We start from the raw sequence: 14,341 nt of genomic DNA, 5'->3' as shown, positions 1-14,341 counted from the left end.
TCTTAATTATTAATTGTAAGCTATGTTTTTAACCAATATCTTTTAATTAATATTGAATTAATTAAAAGATATCTGCTGGATCAGCAGAACGTAATTTTCGGACTGCGATCGCACCAGAGATAATGCACATTAGCATAGTCAAAATCAACACCATCACTGCACGTTCTAAACTCATAAAAACTGGCAAAAGTGTTGCTTCTCTGGCACTTTTATACATAAATAAAGCAAAAACTATACCAGGAAAATATCCTAAAACTGCTAATAATAAAGCTTCTTGAAGAATGACTGATAATAAATAGTTTTGTGTGTAACCTATTGCCTTAAGAGTAGCGTATTCAGCTAAGTGATCTGCAACTTCTGTATAAAGGATTTGATAAACAATCACAGTCCCCACAATAAAACCCATGACAGTCCCTAATGTGAAGATAAACCCAATCGCTGTACTATTTGCCCAGTAATTCCGCTCAAAATCAATAAATTCTTGCTTAGTTAAAACATTTACCTCGTTGGGTAAATATTTTCGTAATTCTTGAGCAACAACTTTAGCATCTGCTCCTGGTTTTAATCTAATCAGCCCAATATCAATTAATCCTTTTTGACGATTGTTGAATATCCGCAAAAAGTTAATATCGCTCGTAATTAAATTACCATCTGCACCAAAGGATGCACCTAATGTAAATAGTCCTTCGACTTTAATTCGCCGTCTTCGCACTTCTGCTGTTACAGTATTTCCTTGGTCATAATTAGCAGCAATTGGGCCATACTCCACTCTAGAAGAACGATCAAATAGAACTACATCAGGTAGTTTAAGTTTATCTAAATTTTCCTGAACTCCAGGTAAGTTAACTAGGTTATTTTCTGGGTTCATTCCAAATATCAGGATACTACGAGGGCGGCCTGTTACAGGATTTTTCCAGATTGTAAAGTCTAAATATATTGGATGTACTGATTGTACTGCGGGTAACTCTAAAGCTTTATATAATCGCCGTTGAGAAAAACTTCTCATGGCCAGAACAGCACTAGATTGACTATTGATTAAAACAATATCGCCCTGCAAGCTGCTATGAAATCGAACGTTACTATAATACAAAGCATCTCGAAAACCGAGTTGCATAAACATTAAAATATCAGCAAAAGAAATTCCAGCCAAAGCCACAGCTAGGCGAGTTTTTTCCCTTGTCAGTTGTAGCCACGACAGAGGTATTTTTTGATTCATTTTCTAAGCATCCAAGCACAGTTCAAATAATTCGTAATTCGTAATTCGTAATTAACTGTTGCTATTGACTTAAACCTACGATATTAGTTAGAAGGTTTAGATTTTTCATTCAACTCGGGTAAATTTAGTATCGAATTTATAGAATGTTTAAAGTTAATTAAACAGTCTATTGAAGAACATTTATCATCCAAAGTATCAAATTATGAATTGGTGTTACTGCTCACCTATAACTTAATTAGTTATTAATTTCGACAACAACTTTAGCGTAAGTTAAACCAGAAACTTTCTCGCTATCTTCTGGAGGCAGAGCAATTTTGACTTCTACGACTCTGGCATCCACATCTGCTGCTGGATCTGTATTCAGCACATCTTTTTTACCAATTTTTCTGCCAATTTCAGTGACAGTTCCCTTTAATTCGCCGCTAAATGCTCCATTATCGCTGGTGATAGTGGCGTTTTGACCAATACGCACTTTTCCAATACTGTCTTCGGCGACTTCAGCAATCACAAACATTTGGCTGGTTTGTCCAATTTCAGCAATGCCATTTGCACCTATGGCTTCGCCTGATTTGGTGTAAACTTTTAAAATCTCTCCAGCGATTGGTGCTTGAACGTAGCTCAATCTCAGTTCTGCTTCGGCTTTTCTGACATTTGCGATCGCATTACTAACTTGGGCTTGCGCTACTTGTACATCGGTGGGACTAACGTCCACAATTCTGCTCAGTTTGGCCTTTTCTTCATCGATTTGTCTTTGCAAAGTTGCTACGGTTTTATCGCGGTTAACTTTGGCTTCGATTAGCTGCTGTTGCAAAACTGCTAAATTTTGTATTTGGTTAGCTCTAGCCTCAGCAAGTTGTTGTCGTAGGGTTGCCAATGTCTGCTTTAGCGTAGCTTGGCTTTCAACAACCTGCTGATTAGCAGTTACTGCACTCAAGCGTCTTCTGTCCCGCTCTTGCTGAGAAATAGCACCTTCTCTGTATAAATAATCATAGCGTCCAGCATCGACTTGAGCATTGCGCTGTTCGGCTTGAATACGTGTAATTGTCGCTCTTAGAGCATCTCTTTGCCCACTAAGTTCAGCTTCTAGGCGATTCACGGTTGCTTGTTGGACAAGTTTATCACCACTTAACTGGGCTGCAATCCGCGCGATCGCAGCTTGTTGAGCATTCCTTTCGCCAATTAACTGCGCTTGTAGGCGAGCAATAACAGCTCTTTGAGCTTGAATATCTCTTGGAGATCCAGCCCTAACTTGCGCTAAATTCGCACGGGCTTCTTGCACTTTGGCTTTTGCCTCTTCTAGTCCGGCTATTTGGGTATCGCGGTTGTCCAAAATTGCCACAATTTGACCTTGTTTTACCTGTTCACCTTCTCTCACCAGAAGTTGCTGAATTCGTGACGATGGTGCTAATCCTGAGGATGGGGCGGACAATTTAACAACTTCCCCTCGCGGTTCCAAACGCCCAACAGCACTAATGCTATTGGTAGATGGCATTACGGGTGCCGATGTAGTTAGTTTTCTTAACTGCTCAATTTTAGCCGTACCTAGTATCCCAGCAGCGATTACTATTGGCACGGCTACAGCGATACCCCACCAAATCTTAGGTTGTTCTTCATTAAATGCCTGCTCACTTGGCTTTGGCTTTTCAGTCACCCTTGACATAGTATGTTGCCCGTTTACCTGAATTGTGCTGATGGAAGTAAAAATAAAAGGGTTTTTAATCAACGGCCAGCCACTTAGGACAAACAACACTGGTTTAAAGCTGGGTATGGCTTAAAATCCATTGTGTGATAAACATTCAACACTATGGCTTTGCAAAATGGTGTTTTCTATAGCGATGTCTTACGACAAGCCACTTCGCGTCTATGCTCGTTTGTATGCAATACACTGACCTAACTTCCATTCCTCTCTCCTTTTAGGAGGGAGGCTTTGAGGCTTACTTACTCCCCAACGCTACAAGGGTTGGGGTTGTTATTGTTAGGTCTGTATTGGAACCCAGAAGCGCTATAGTAGCTGGCTATTCAATAACTCTGAGTATTATTGAGACATGAGTGCAATGGAAGTTAGCAGAATTCACAAGCAGTATGAATCTAGATGTAGAAATGCGATATATCTTGTCTCTACACCAAATCCCAAATTGGTATGATGCGGTACTGTACTGCTACATTCACTACGGCTACAGTTAGTCACAAAATTGAAAAGAAACATCAAAAATAGACTGTTACCTTTGCTGGATACAATCTTGCTACAAAAGTTAGTCTTCCTTAAGTCAATGAACGATTAACTAACTAAAAAATATCTGTCAACTTGAGCATTTTTAACATTAGAGTTTCCTTAACTTTCTGGTCAATGAGTTAGCAGGGCCACTTGCTTGCACCTACCAAGACAACAAACCATCTTGTGATATTTGCTTCAAAGACCTTACCACTCTTCCTGTTGCTGTTTTGGGACTCCATTAAACTCTCGTTGAATGAATTCTACATTTATCCATTACGCGAAAACGTAACAGAGCCTACAGATGGAGGATATGGGCGAAATGGGGGAGATGAGGAAGTAAATTCTTCCTTATCTTCCTTGTCGTCCTTGTTTTTGAGCAATTAGAGATTTTTTTATTTTGAAGTCTCTTGTGGGAGGTCGAATAGAACTGTGGTCATGTAATGTTCTGCCCAAGCTGGGCCAAAGGCTTTTTCTAGTACACGGCGGGTTTTATCGTTTTGCTGCTGTTTGGTGCAGTAGTTGTGTTGTCCGGCGAGATTTTGTGTGACTTGTTCAACTGAAACAGGATGTGAGGCGATCGCTTGGGTGCAATGAATGTCTAAAAATTCTCGCACCCGCGAGAGAAACATTGTTTCTTCTTCTGGGGAACTGGGGCGCACAAAGATGCAAAAATCAGAAAAAATATTTCCCCATTCAGGTAATTCACGGGGTTGGGAAAAGTCAAGCACTGTTAACTGTGTCAGTGCAGAACTATAAGATTCTGGTAAGGTGCGCTCTAATTGGATAGGAGAAAGATCTGCGATCGCTGCACTAATTTGCCCTCTACCCCCAACTAAATCGCAACCAAACATCGGCAGGTTGTATTCTGGACGGGGAAACATGACGCAGTGCAAAATATCCAGCATATTTCCGATTTTTGCCAGTTCCAAGTGCATTTTTCGGAACTGTGGCGTTTGATAGCAGCGGTTTTCAATCGTCAGTTTTTCGCCTTCTAGTCTACCTTCCACATACCCCAACTCATCAGGCAAATGGTAGGGCGATAGATCCAGGTGCTGATGCCAAGCTGCCTCAATACAATCAGCTAGCTGACGAATTAGGGGATGTTGTTGCTCACGCAGCGAGGGCATAGAAGTAAATGACATATTCTAGTTGGGAATGCGATCTAGTGGCCAGTCTACAACCTGTGGTGCCATACCTGTTGTGGTCTGCAATATAAGCAAACACTTGCACCCAGCCAACGTAAATTTATAAGACAGCTACTTTTCACAATGATTATTTATTTTGTATTCTAGGTTACAGAAATAATTTTAGATTAGCCCATTCCTGAAGGCTAATAGAAAGCTATGAAACTAGATTCTCATAGACCAGATTTTGCTGTGCAACCAAAAAGGCATAATCTGGAAGGTTTACAGCAGTTAAGAACTTCTACTTGGGTAACCCTTTTGCAACTTCCCAATCCCTTTAGCTTTGACGAAGCACTTTTATTGTGTCCGGTTTCAGCAGATGAGTGGCTAGTCTGGATTCCAGATCATGGGGAGGCAATACTCAATATTAGTCATTTGTCATTGGTCGATAACTTTGGACAAAGGACTATTGCCAGAAATCTGTGACATCGTATCCCAGTTCTTCTAGCATCTGCCGCAGCAGGGGTAAACTGAGTCCAATTACATTGGTGTGACAGCCTGCGATTTTTTCGACGAAGAAACTACCAAAACCCTCAATGGCAAAGGCACCAGCACACTTAAGGGGTTCACCTGTGGCAACATAGGCTTTAATTGCTTTGTCGCTCATTTGAGCAAAGTAAACTCTTGTAACTTGAGACTTGACTAAAGTGCGATTTTGATATGTATCAATTAAGGCGTGACCTGTGTACAAGTCGCCAAAGTTACCTTGCATTATCTGCCAACGTGCGATCGCTTCAGAGAAGTCTGCTGGTTTGCCGTAAATTTCACCATTGATAGACAAAACTGAATCACAACCCATAATCAAAGCCGATTCAAACTGCGGGGCTACAGTTTCTGCTTTGTACTGGGCAAGAGTTTTGACCAATTGCGCTGGTTCACTTAATTGAATTTGTGACTCATCAAAGTCACTTGCTCGAACTATCGGTTCAATACCAACAGTTTGCAACAAGCGACGCCGCGCTGGGGAAGCTGAAGCAAGTACAAAAGGTGGGATTTTCATGAGATTTCTGAAAAATTTGACAATTGGGCATTGGTAATTAAGTTTCTTCTTTATCCCCTATCCCCTATTCCCCAATTAATAAACAGAAAAAGAATTTACAACCTCATCAATCATTCGTTTAACTTTCTGCCAGCGTTTTTCAGGAATTGAGGCGTTGAGGGTAAAAACTTTACCACGACTAACAGCGACGCTGGCGATGTTGTGTCGTTGCTGTTGATTGGGGAGTTTAACCTCATACTCTAAAAGGTAGTATGTTTTACCGTCTACTTCTCGCTGTGCGGCGTTGACTAATTCAGCTGAACGACCAGAGTCAGGAGGCGCCAGAGCTGCTTTTCCTAATTTATATCCTACTTCTGTTGGGGTTCCCAATTCTGATAAAGTTTTGCCTTCTGGAACTGGGCTAATCACAACAGAAACATTTTCAGACACCTCAATCAAATCGTGGAAAACCACATCTGGCCCGTTGGCAACTTTAACTTGCAGCCAGCCGTTAGGATATAAAAACTGATAGCCATCATTAGTGTCTACAAAGCTTTTGAGTCCAGCCGCAGCCGCTACACCAGAATTACTCAGGCTGAAGCTCAACACCAATAGCAAAATTAATATAATTCGTTTCCACATTTCTACAGATTCCTTTGGGCTGGAGACAACACCAGACTTGCATCATTTCTTGTTATTATTCTCCCACCAACCGGGACGCTTCGGATGACGCATTAATGGGGAGAGATAAATGCTCAAATGTCGGCAGATAGTCCCTGATTCCCTGGTGTATTGCAAGTGGTGTGGAATGCTTAAGCGTAGGTTATCGTAGACATCGCCTACCCGCCTCGGAATGAATTCCAAGGCTAATAGCTCAAGTCAGCTCAAGCTGACTAGAAGATTTTTAATCATTCCGGGAATACTAGACATAGGAAATTGCATCAAAAACGGCTCATACATGTCTCTGTGGCGACTTTACTATCATCTTGTTTGGGCGACAAAAGAGCGTCAGCCACTAATTACCCCCGAACGCGAAACCCAACTTTATAGTTACATCATTGGCAAAACCAATGCACTTGGTAGCATTGTCCATGCTGTGGGCGGAATAGAAAACCACATCCATGTAGTGGCTTCTATACCACCGAGATTTTCTATCTCTGATTTTGTCCAAAATCTTAAAGGCAGTAGCGCTCATCATCTCAATCATCTCTCGCCCTCACAAGATTTGTTTGGTTGGCAACGCGGATATGGCGTTTTTTTAATGGGAAGCAAACAACTTGAGCAAGCTGTTGTGTATGTAGAGAATCAGAAAGCGCATCATTCCAATGGAAGTACAATTTCATCTTTGGAACGGCATAATCATGAAGATGATGGGCCAAAACTCACGCAGCTAAACCAATGAATCCCATTAATCTTCACGTTCATTAAACCGTAGTCAGCTTAAGCTGACTTAAGCTATAAGCCTCAGAATTCATTCTGAGGCGGACTTGTGGTTAAGCCAATCATAGATGGATTTCCAATCTCGCGCCTGAACCATCACCCGCCATAGGTTAGAAACCCACGGCTCATAGCTCAAGTCATCTCAAAGATGACTAAAGAAAAGTTAAAGAAATTAAAGGCTAATTAAAAATACAAAAAACCCCGACTTGATAGCCGAGGTAGATGGGAGAAGTCCAAATGTCGATGGGATATACCAATACCGAAATCTTTTTTTCTTAGCCAACAACAGTTAGATAGTTAAGTTTAGTCTTTGCTAAGTTATGTAAATAAATTTAACAATAATATTACAAATAGTCAACTAGACTTGACAAAAAAAGACTCATAGATTTTATAAGAATTACTTATCAGCGACAGCATGGGATTATTTTTGAAGGCGTGGTGGGTGAAGTAGCGAAAATACAACAGTTACTGGCTAAGATAGGGAGATGAAAATGAGAACCGATCTGCTGTAGAGAGTAGAAAACTAAGCGATTAGCTGCATAAATTTAGGTAGTCGGAATTAAGCCAGTGATTTGAGAAGCTAGCTACCAGATCACCAAAGTCTTTACAATTCCCTTGTTAGCTCAAAAAGTATTTCTCGACCTATGACGAATCAAGCTCCTATCCCGGTTATTGTCAACGGTGCTGCTGGTAAAATGGGCCGTGAGGTGATTAAGGCTGTGGCGCTTGCGCCTGACTTAAACCTAGTGGGTGCAATTGACCACAGTTTGGAACATCAAGATAAAGACGCTGGAGAGTTGGCGGGTTTAAGCGAACCCTTGGAAGTGCCAATTACCAATCAATTAGAACCGATGTTGGGTTATGTGGCTGGTGACAGACAGTCTCCTCCAGGAGTGATTGTAGACTTTACCCATCCCGATTCAGTTTATGACAATATTCGTAGTGCGATCGCTTACGGTATTCGTCCTGTAGTCGGTACTACTGGGTTAAGTCCAGAACAAATTCAAGACTTGGCAGACTTTGCTGACAAAGCTAGCACTGGTTGTCTAATTATTCCTAACTTCTCTATTGGTATGGTGCTGTTGCAACAAGCCGCAGTCGCAGCCTCAAAATATTTTGACCATGTGGAAATTATCGAACTGCATCACAATCAAAAAGCTGATGCTCCTAGTGGTACTGCCATTCAAACAGCACAGTTACTAGGAGAATTAGGTAAAACTTTTAACCCTGCTCTTGTAGAAGAAACGGAGAAATTACCAGGAGCTAGGGGCAGTGTAGCAGATGAGGGGATTAGAATTCATAGCGTGCGCTTGCCTGGATTGATTGCTCATCAAGAAGTTATTTTTGGCGCAGCGGGACAGATTTATACTTTACGACATGATACGAGCGATCGCGCTTGCTATATGCCAGGAGTACTACTAGCGATTCGCAAAGTATTAGCGCTAAAGTCGTTAGTATATGGATTAGAAAAGATACTTTAAACTTTAAACACACTATTGGGCATTCATCACTGAGCACTCATGTTAGTACCACTGACTCGTCAAAAATTTGAACAAGTTGTTCCCCTAATTGCTACTGGTTTGCAATACAAGTACTACTGGGGGAAGTTCTCAAATTTTTTGCAACGGCTGTTAATTTCTGTAGTTGCCGTAGTTGTTATATTGCTTGTGACAGTCGTTTTTAGGCTTGAGTTTGCTTCAATAGAATTTGTGTTGGGGATAGTTAGCGCTTTTTTTTGGCTGTGGTATCCAGTGTTTCAAGCAAGTATGCGGAATTTGCAATGCCGCCGTTATAAATATGGTGGCTTTTTCCGTGGTCGAGTTTTAGATTGGTGGATTACAGACCAGTTGATGGGTAAACAAGAAACAGTCAACAGCAAAGGCGAATTGGTGATTGTCGAAAACCGAGAAAAACAAATTAACTTAGAAGTGGGTGATGAAACAGGATTTAGCATTGAGTTTGTAGCACCATTACGTCCTGCCCACAAAGTTATTACTCGTGGTCAAATCGCAGAAATGGTAGTAATGTCAAATCGCCCAGATTTGAGCACTATTGAAGAATTTAGCGATATATACTTTCCCAGTCGTGACCTGTGGGTTAGCGATTATCCTTATTTGCGGCGAGATTTCTTTAACGAAGTCGGTCGCCGCTTGCGTGAAGACCAACAACAAAGTCCGCGTCGGCGGCGTCGTAGAGCCGAGGATTAAAGAAGTCAAAATAATTCGTAATTAATCATGACGTTTAGTTATATCTTGCACCTACCTACTTTCCCCCCAGAGAATAAATTATCGGGCTAATAGCGCCAGTCCACTCAAGTGGACTCCAATCCTTATTCAGTCTTCTTTAAAAGACTTTAGCTAGTAGCCCCAGAATTCATTCTAAGGAGGTTATTGGGACTGGTGCAAGTTCTGTTTGCGGACTCGCTAACGTCATTTGTACTTCCAATCAGTCCTTGCGCTGTAACTTTTAATTACGAATTACAAGTTATTTGGTCAGCAATTAAAAGATTACGATTGGGAGCATCCTACTTTGATGAGTTTCCCTTTCAACTTATAGGTAACTGGTTCACAAACAAAACCTCCTGACTTAGGCTGTATATAAGTCCGCGTAGGTGGATTTTGTTTATTTAACTGCGATTTCCAATCGCCAGCTATTTTTTTCAAGATAGAATGCTTCCCTATAAACTCCGGGTCTGCAACAATATCATTAGGGCCATTAACACTTACCTTGGCACTATTAATGTATATATTATAGTCATAAATCACATTTGTACTTTTCCACTTACTGTTAACATTTTTGCCAGGAAAAGCATAGAGAATGTTATTTAAAATTTTGATGTCAGATGACTCATTAGCAAATATTTGCCCACCTGTAATCTCTGGACTTTGATTATTTAAAAACGCTGTGTTATTGACAATATCAACACGCTCGCTTACGTATGTATGAATGCCTGAACCACCATTATTAAATGTGAGATTGTTTTTAACTAAAGTACGTCCTTTATATGCCTTCAATGTTGAGTTCTTATGGTTATTTCTTAAAGTATCAATAATAATGCCATTACCGTCCGTGATCGTCCCGGTTTTTATCCAGGGAATGTATTGTCGATTGTTGTATATCTTGTTATTCCTCACGAACATTTTATATCCTTGGTAGCTATCAAAGCTCCAATTATTCAACATCGAAATGCCACTGCAAGCATAAACGTTGTACCAAGCATTATCGAACACTACGTTATTATCTACTGTCACATAGTCCGATTCAATCGCTGAAATGCCTGCTCCTCCACACTGATGTACCTTGTTGTTGACAATACGAATATGGTGAGTATGACCATTTTTTCGTCCATCCACACTGATGCAGTTTCCATTCGTTAGCGGGTTGAGTCTGTTAGTCTTCTGACTCATAGCATAATCAAGGGTTACGTTAGCATTGTTTCCTATTACCTCAAGACCGTTTACTTCAATATATGACGCTCCATTGTGAATCAAAATCCCATGCCATCCATTGTGCTGAATTTTCGGCTTATGGCCAGGATATGCTTTAAACTTAATCCATGCATTTGCTGTTCCAGAGCGAGTAATAGATAATACATCCCCATTCGGGGTTGCATTCCTGTACACTCCGTTCATAATCAGTACAGTGTCCCCAGGCTTCGTAAGATTTGCGGCCTTTTGAATGGTTTTAAAGGGGGATGAGGAAGAAACTCCGCTATTTTTGTCGTTTCCAGTACCACTAACATAATATGTTTTCGGAGTCGCTTTAGTGCTGATTAGCTGGCGGCTGGATAGGATAATTTCCTTGTTAGTGGATACCTGAGGGACTTTTTCAACTACAGATAATTTTATCTTTTCTCCCTCTGCCAAAAGACTTAACACCACGGGAATTGCAAGATATACGCTTAAACTGAAACCTTGAATTACCACAAGAAAAGGCTCCTTGATCGGCGGTACTTAACAACAATATCGGTATCTTCAGTATTTTAAAATACTATTTGGCATAAAGGGTATGATAGAGCCGACTTTCCTAACTTCCCTGATTTTTATCTTGTCCATAAGCTTGCCAAGCCAAGTCTACCAATCCATCAACGATCGCAGCTGCCACAACTGCATTACCTTTGCGACTGTCAATTGTAATGTGAGGCACTAGAGAGTCTTGTAAGCGCCCCTTCGCTTCATCAACATTTACAAATCCCACTGGAGTCGCAATTATCAAAGCAGGTCTAATTTCCTCAGCTTCAATTAAATCCACTAGTGCTGTTAGTGCTGTTTGCGCTTGTCCCACCACAAAAATGCCCTCTGGATAACGCTTTGCTAAGGTTTCTATTCCCCATGCTGCCCGAGTTTTTTCTTTTTGAGGGCGTGTCAGTGCTTCCATGCTGCAATATACCGGATTGGCAAAGGTGTTTTGAATCTCGTAGGCAATACCTACTTGTACCATTGGGACATCTACCACAATCGTAGTACGTGCAGCTAATGCTGCTGCTCCTGCTTGCAAGGCACGCTCAGAGAAACGAATCAAAGACTTATACTCAAAGTCAGCTGTAGAGTATATTACCCGACGCACAATCTCATACTCTGCGGGTGAAAAGACATGATTTTCAATTTCACTATCAATGATTGCTAAACTTTGAGCATCAGTTAGGTGCCATTCCATTTTTGTTGAGCTTCTCAAATATTAGCTTTCAGCTTATCAGCTTCAGAGAGTTAGGAGTTAGGAGTTATAAGTTAATTAAAAACTCATAACTCCTAACTCAGCCCTCATAACTCATTACTGGAAGAAGGCCGACTGAAAACAGGAGATAGGTAGGCAACCAAGACACCAATGAGAAACCCAGAGATATTGCGAACTAAAGGTAACCAGTCGCTTGTGCGTGTCACTACTGGCCCAATGCCAAAGGCAAGAAATAAGATTCCCCACAAAGGTGAGAAAATTAAAGCCCATTGCCAAGCGAAAACTTGTCCTTTATCGCGGGGTTGAGCAGCAAATCCACAAATCACCCCACCAATCACTGAGGTAATCAAGGTGAGAATCCACTGCTCTCGTGGCAGTCCGGGGACAACATTGCAACCACCCTTGAGTAAACAGCCTTTAACCGATTCTAAGGCTTGCAAAATGGCTTGGTCTTCGCCTTGTTCGCGGACAAAGTACAAATTACCGAAGCGGGTTTGCAGTTCTATCCAGAACGTCCGGGGTAAAAGTTCATAAACAGCATCGCCGACGCTAAAACTGAGGATGTTACCGCCACGAGAATCGGCAACTAGTAGAATGCTTTTGTCATCCAAACCCCAATATTTTATGACTGCCCGACCTGGGGTGCGGTCATACTGAGTCAATACTCGTAGTTTCCAGCCCGTATCGGCTTCAAACTGCTCTAAATCTTTGACAAGCTTTTCTTCTTGCAGGACAGGAAGAGATTTTGCTAAGTCTACAACTGGGGTAAAGGTGCTAGGAAGTAAGTCAGGATTGTCATAAGCCAGCGCTGGGGGAGAATGCATCACCCAAATTGACCCAGCCAGGAAAAATACTGCAATAGATACCAGAATTCGTCGCCAAAAACAAGATTGCATGGACGTTTTTATACAAATATCAACGGTAGAACTGAACAAGTTGTTTTAAAAGAGTACTGGAAAAGTGATACTTCTTTACACTTGTTTACTTTACTCTAATCTAAGGGATCAAAGCAAAGCGTTTTTGAGGAGTGGCAAATAGGGGATAGGAACTAGAAAATTCTCTAATCCTTACCAATCCTCTTGTCAAGAATTAAAAATTAAAAATTATTATTTATTTAGTTATTAATTATTTTTGAATTTCTAGAGAAGCCCCAGCGGCGGCTTGTCATCATTCGTCCATGTGCAGGGTGCACCTTCAAAGGTGTAATCAGCGCATTCATCAGAATGGTTCCGATGATACATGGTTTAGATATTGGTAGCTAATTTGAGATCCCAGGGCATGATTTTGGATTGGAGCAAAGCGACGATCAATCTTCATCATCAAAATTGGTTTCCCAGCTAGCGGCATCGCTGTAACTGTCATTAACGCGGTATACTTCTGCTTTGGCCCGACGATTTTCTTGCCTGAGCACTTCTCGTTCTCGCAACGTTAGTGGTGGTTTTTCATTGCTTGGCAAGCGATCGCTTGTTCGCCTCGCTGGTTTTTGGCGTGTGAAGTTTCTCCAAGCAGCTTTCGCGCCCACAAAAATGCTGCGTGTACCTACTTGCAGATTTTGAGCCTGAATTCTTGCACTATCAAGGCTTTGATCGACTTGTTTCACGACTTTATTAGCACTTTTTACACCTTCACTAACATCATCAGTTAAGTCAGTGATTTCCAAACCAGTCACACGGATTGCTTCTAGAGTGGGCGGTAACTCCCGTGAGAGTGTATCAAATAGCTTTTCTGCACTACGAGCAGCGCGTGCTAACTCCTGCAAAGCAGGTATTGCCGCCACTAAAACCGCAGTCAAACTTGTGGCGACTAAGAGTAAGGAAAGTCCCAACCAAAACAGGGGATCAATCACGGTTATGTCATTTATGAGCGTTCTAATTGCTGGGGAAGAGAATCTGAGTCTTCAACAGATGTTTGCCGCTTCAAGACTTGGCTTTCTCTCTGACTAGCATCTACACCTGCTGCGATCGCTTCTCGTAATCTATCTAAAGTCTCATCCCAGTTTCGCAGTGCGCTAGCAGAGAGACGATCTGCCTGGATTTGCACACTCGTTGATAAATCTTCTGCCAATTCTGGGATAGCATTAGCAGATTTTTTCAAAATTTTACGCGTTTCGCGCCCTGTGCGGGGAGCCGCAAGCAAACCGGTCAAAGCACCGATGGTAGCTCCCAGCATCAAACCGCCAATAAATACTCCAGAACGGTTATTAGACATCTTGTTGTTTCTCTCCTTACACCCATTTTAGGTGGGTTTTCTCTCCTTGCAAGACTCCACCGATTTTATTCAGTTAATCTATGGTGACAAAATATCAGCCAAAAATGTTGCTTTTATTCATAAGCTTACGAAAATAACGCTGCCAGATTTGCCGTCCTAGCAAAAGGAGACTGATAATTTGCCGCACTTGTAGGATTTGCATTTGTAGCGCTTGATTTTTTTGCCGTAAGTTATAAATATTTTCCTGGCTGAGATAAATATTTTCAGGTGCTTTATTCAGTGCTGCATGGGTACAACTTTCATAGACAGTTAACCTATCTGATATGTATGCTAGCTGCTGCTTGAGTTGCCATACCCGCCAAGCCACATAAAATAGTATCAGCGAAACGAGGGTGTTAACGAGGATAACTAAAATTACCATTGTT

Annotated in this window: 15 protein-coding genes; 4 read left to right on the top strand and 11 right to left on the bottom strand. The window is 41.4% G+C overall.

Translation table 11 applies throughout. The annotated features are described in order from the left end of the window. Positions 1-61 precede the first annotated feature (61 nt). The 3 genes from devC to ACEYW6_RS16595 form a co-directional block, all read right to left on the bottom strand. Entirely contained in the window at positions 62-1,216 is a 1,155-nt protein-coding gene (devC, locus tag ACEYW6_RS16605) for an ABC transporter permease DevC (protein ID WP_412980568.1), read from the bottom strand. A 235-nt stretch (positions 1,217-1,451) separates the two neighbouring features. Beyond that, positions 1,452-2,876, bottom strand: a complete 1,425-nt coding sequence (locus tag ACEYW6_RS16600; protein WP_412980567.1) for an HlyD family efflux transporter periplasmic adaptor subunit — start codon at positions 2,874-2,876, stop codon at positions 1,452-1,454. 947 nt (positions 2,877-3,823) lie between these two features. Further along, entirely contained in the window at positions 3,824-4,573 is a 750-nt protein-coding gene (locus ACEYW6_RS16595; protein ID WP_412980566.1) for a phycocyanobilin:ferredoxin oxidoreductase, read from the bottom strand. Positions 4,574-4,774: 201 nt separating this feature from the next. Between ACEYW6_RS16595 and ACEYW6_RS16590 the strand changes: the two genes are divergently transcribed. Then, a complete protein-coding gene (locus ACEYW6_RS16590) occupies positions 4,775-5,041 on the top strand; it encodes a hypothetical protein (protein ID WP_412980565.1) in 267 nt (88 codons plus the stop codon). Here ACEYW6_RS16590 and ACEYW6_RS16585 read toward each other — a convergent pair. Together ACEYW6_RS16585 and psbP are read right to left on the bottom strand one after the other, a co-directional pair. After that, on the bottom strand, positions 5,022-5,615 hold the full coding sequence (locus tag ACEYW6_RS16585; protein WP_412980564.1) for a Maf family protein: 594 nt from the start codon (positions 5,613-5,615) through the stop codon (positions 5,022-5,024). The genes ACEYW6_RS16590 and ACEYW6_RS16585 overlap by 20 nt on opposite strands. A gap of 75 nt (positions 5,616-5,690) precedes the next feature. Then, a complete protein-coding gene (psbP, locus tag ACEYW6_RS16580) occupies positions 5,691-6,236 on the bottom strand; it encodes a photosystem II reaction center PsbP (protein ID WP_190895311.1) in 546 nt (181 codons plus the stop codon). 316 nt (positions 6,237-6,552) lie between these two features. Here psbP and tnpA point away from each other — a divergent pair, with 316 nt between their 5' ends. The 3 genes from tnpA to ACEYW6_RS16565 all read left to right on the top strand — a co-directional run bounded on the left by tnpA (position 6,553) and on the right by ACEYW6_RS16565 (position 9,241). After that, positions 6,553-6,996, top strand: a complete 444-nt coding sequence (tnpA, locus tag ACEYW6_RS16575; RefSeq protein ID WP_412980563.1) for an IS200/IS605 family transposase — start codon at positions 6,553-6,555, stop codon at positions 6,994-6,996. A 682-nt stretch (positions 6,997-7,678) separates the two neighbouring features. Further along, positions 7,679-8,515 carry a 4-hydroxy-tetrahydrodipicolinate reductase gene (dapB, locus tag ACEYW6_RS16570; protein WP_412980562.1) on the top strand — a complete coding sequence of 279 codons (837 nt, stop codon included), beginning with the start codon at positions 7,679-7,681 and terminating at the stop codon, positions 8,513-8,515. A 39-nt stretch (positions 8,516-8,554) separates the two neighbouring features. After that, the gene (locus tag ACEYW6_RS16565) at positions 8,555-9,241 is read left to right on the top strand and encodes a phosphate ABC transporter permease (protein ID WP_190895314.1); all 687 of its coding nucleotides are present in this window, start codon (positions 8,555-8,557) and stop codon (positions 9,239-9,241) included. Positions 9,242-9,541: 300 nt separating this feature from the next. Here ACEYW6_RS16565 and ACEYW6_RS16560 read toward each other — a convergent pair whose 3' ends face one another. The 6 genes from ACEYW6_RS16560 to ACEYW6_RS16535 form a co-directional block, all read right to left on the bottom strand. Further along, positions 9,542-10,960, bottom strand: coding sequence for a DUF1565 domain-containing protein (locus ACEYW6_RS16560; RefSeq protein ID WP_412980561.1), 1,419 nt, complete (start codon positions 10,958-10,960; stop codon positions 9,542-9,544). Positions 10,961-11,060: 100 nt separating this feature from the next. Beyond that, positions 11,061-11,690, bottom strand: a complete 630-nt coding sequence (locus ACEYW6_RS16555; protein ID WP_190895316.1) for a precorrin-8X methylmutase — start codon at positions 11,688-11,690, stop codon at positions 11,061-11,063. Positions 11,691-11,794: 104 nt separating this feature from the next. After that, a complete protein-coding gene (locus ACEYW6_RS16550; protein ID WP_190895317.1) occupies positions 11,795-12,604 on the bottom strand; it encodes a TPM domain-containing protein in 810 nt (269 codons plus the stop codon). A 410-nt stretch (positions 12,605-13,014) separates the two neighbouring features. Beyond that, the gene (locus ACEYW6_RS16545; protein WP_412980560.1) at positions 13,015-13,554 is read right to left on the bottom strand and encodes a DUF948 domain-containing protein; all 540 of its coding nucleotides are present in this window, start codon (positions 13,552-13,554) and stop codon (positions 13,015-13,017) included. 11 nt (positions 13,555-13,565) lie between these two features. Further along, positions 13,566-13,916, bottom strand: coding sequence for a YtxH domain-containing protein (locus ACEYW6_RS16540; RefSeq protein WP_190895319.1), 351 nt, complete (start codon positions 13,914-13,916; stop codon positions 13,566-13,568). Positions 13,917-14,010: 94 nt separating this feature from the next. Further along, positions 14,011-14,337: a hypothetical protein gene (locus tag ACEYW6_RS16535; RefSeq protein ID WP_412980559.1), complete on the bottom strand. Its 327-nt coding sequence runs from the start codon at positions 14,335-14,337 to the stop codon at positions 14,011-14,013. Positions 14,338-14,341 lie beyond the last annotated feature (4 nt).

The organism is Nostoc sp. UIC 10607 (genome assembly GCF_047228265.1).
GTDB lineage: Bacteria > Cyanobacteriota > Cyanobacteriia > Cyanobacteriales > Nostocaceae > Nostoc > Nostoc foliaceum_A.
The sequence above is the reverse complement of the archived record's forward strand: the minus strand, read 5'-3'. Positions and strand labels throughout refer to the sequence as shown.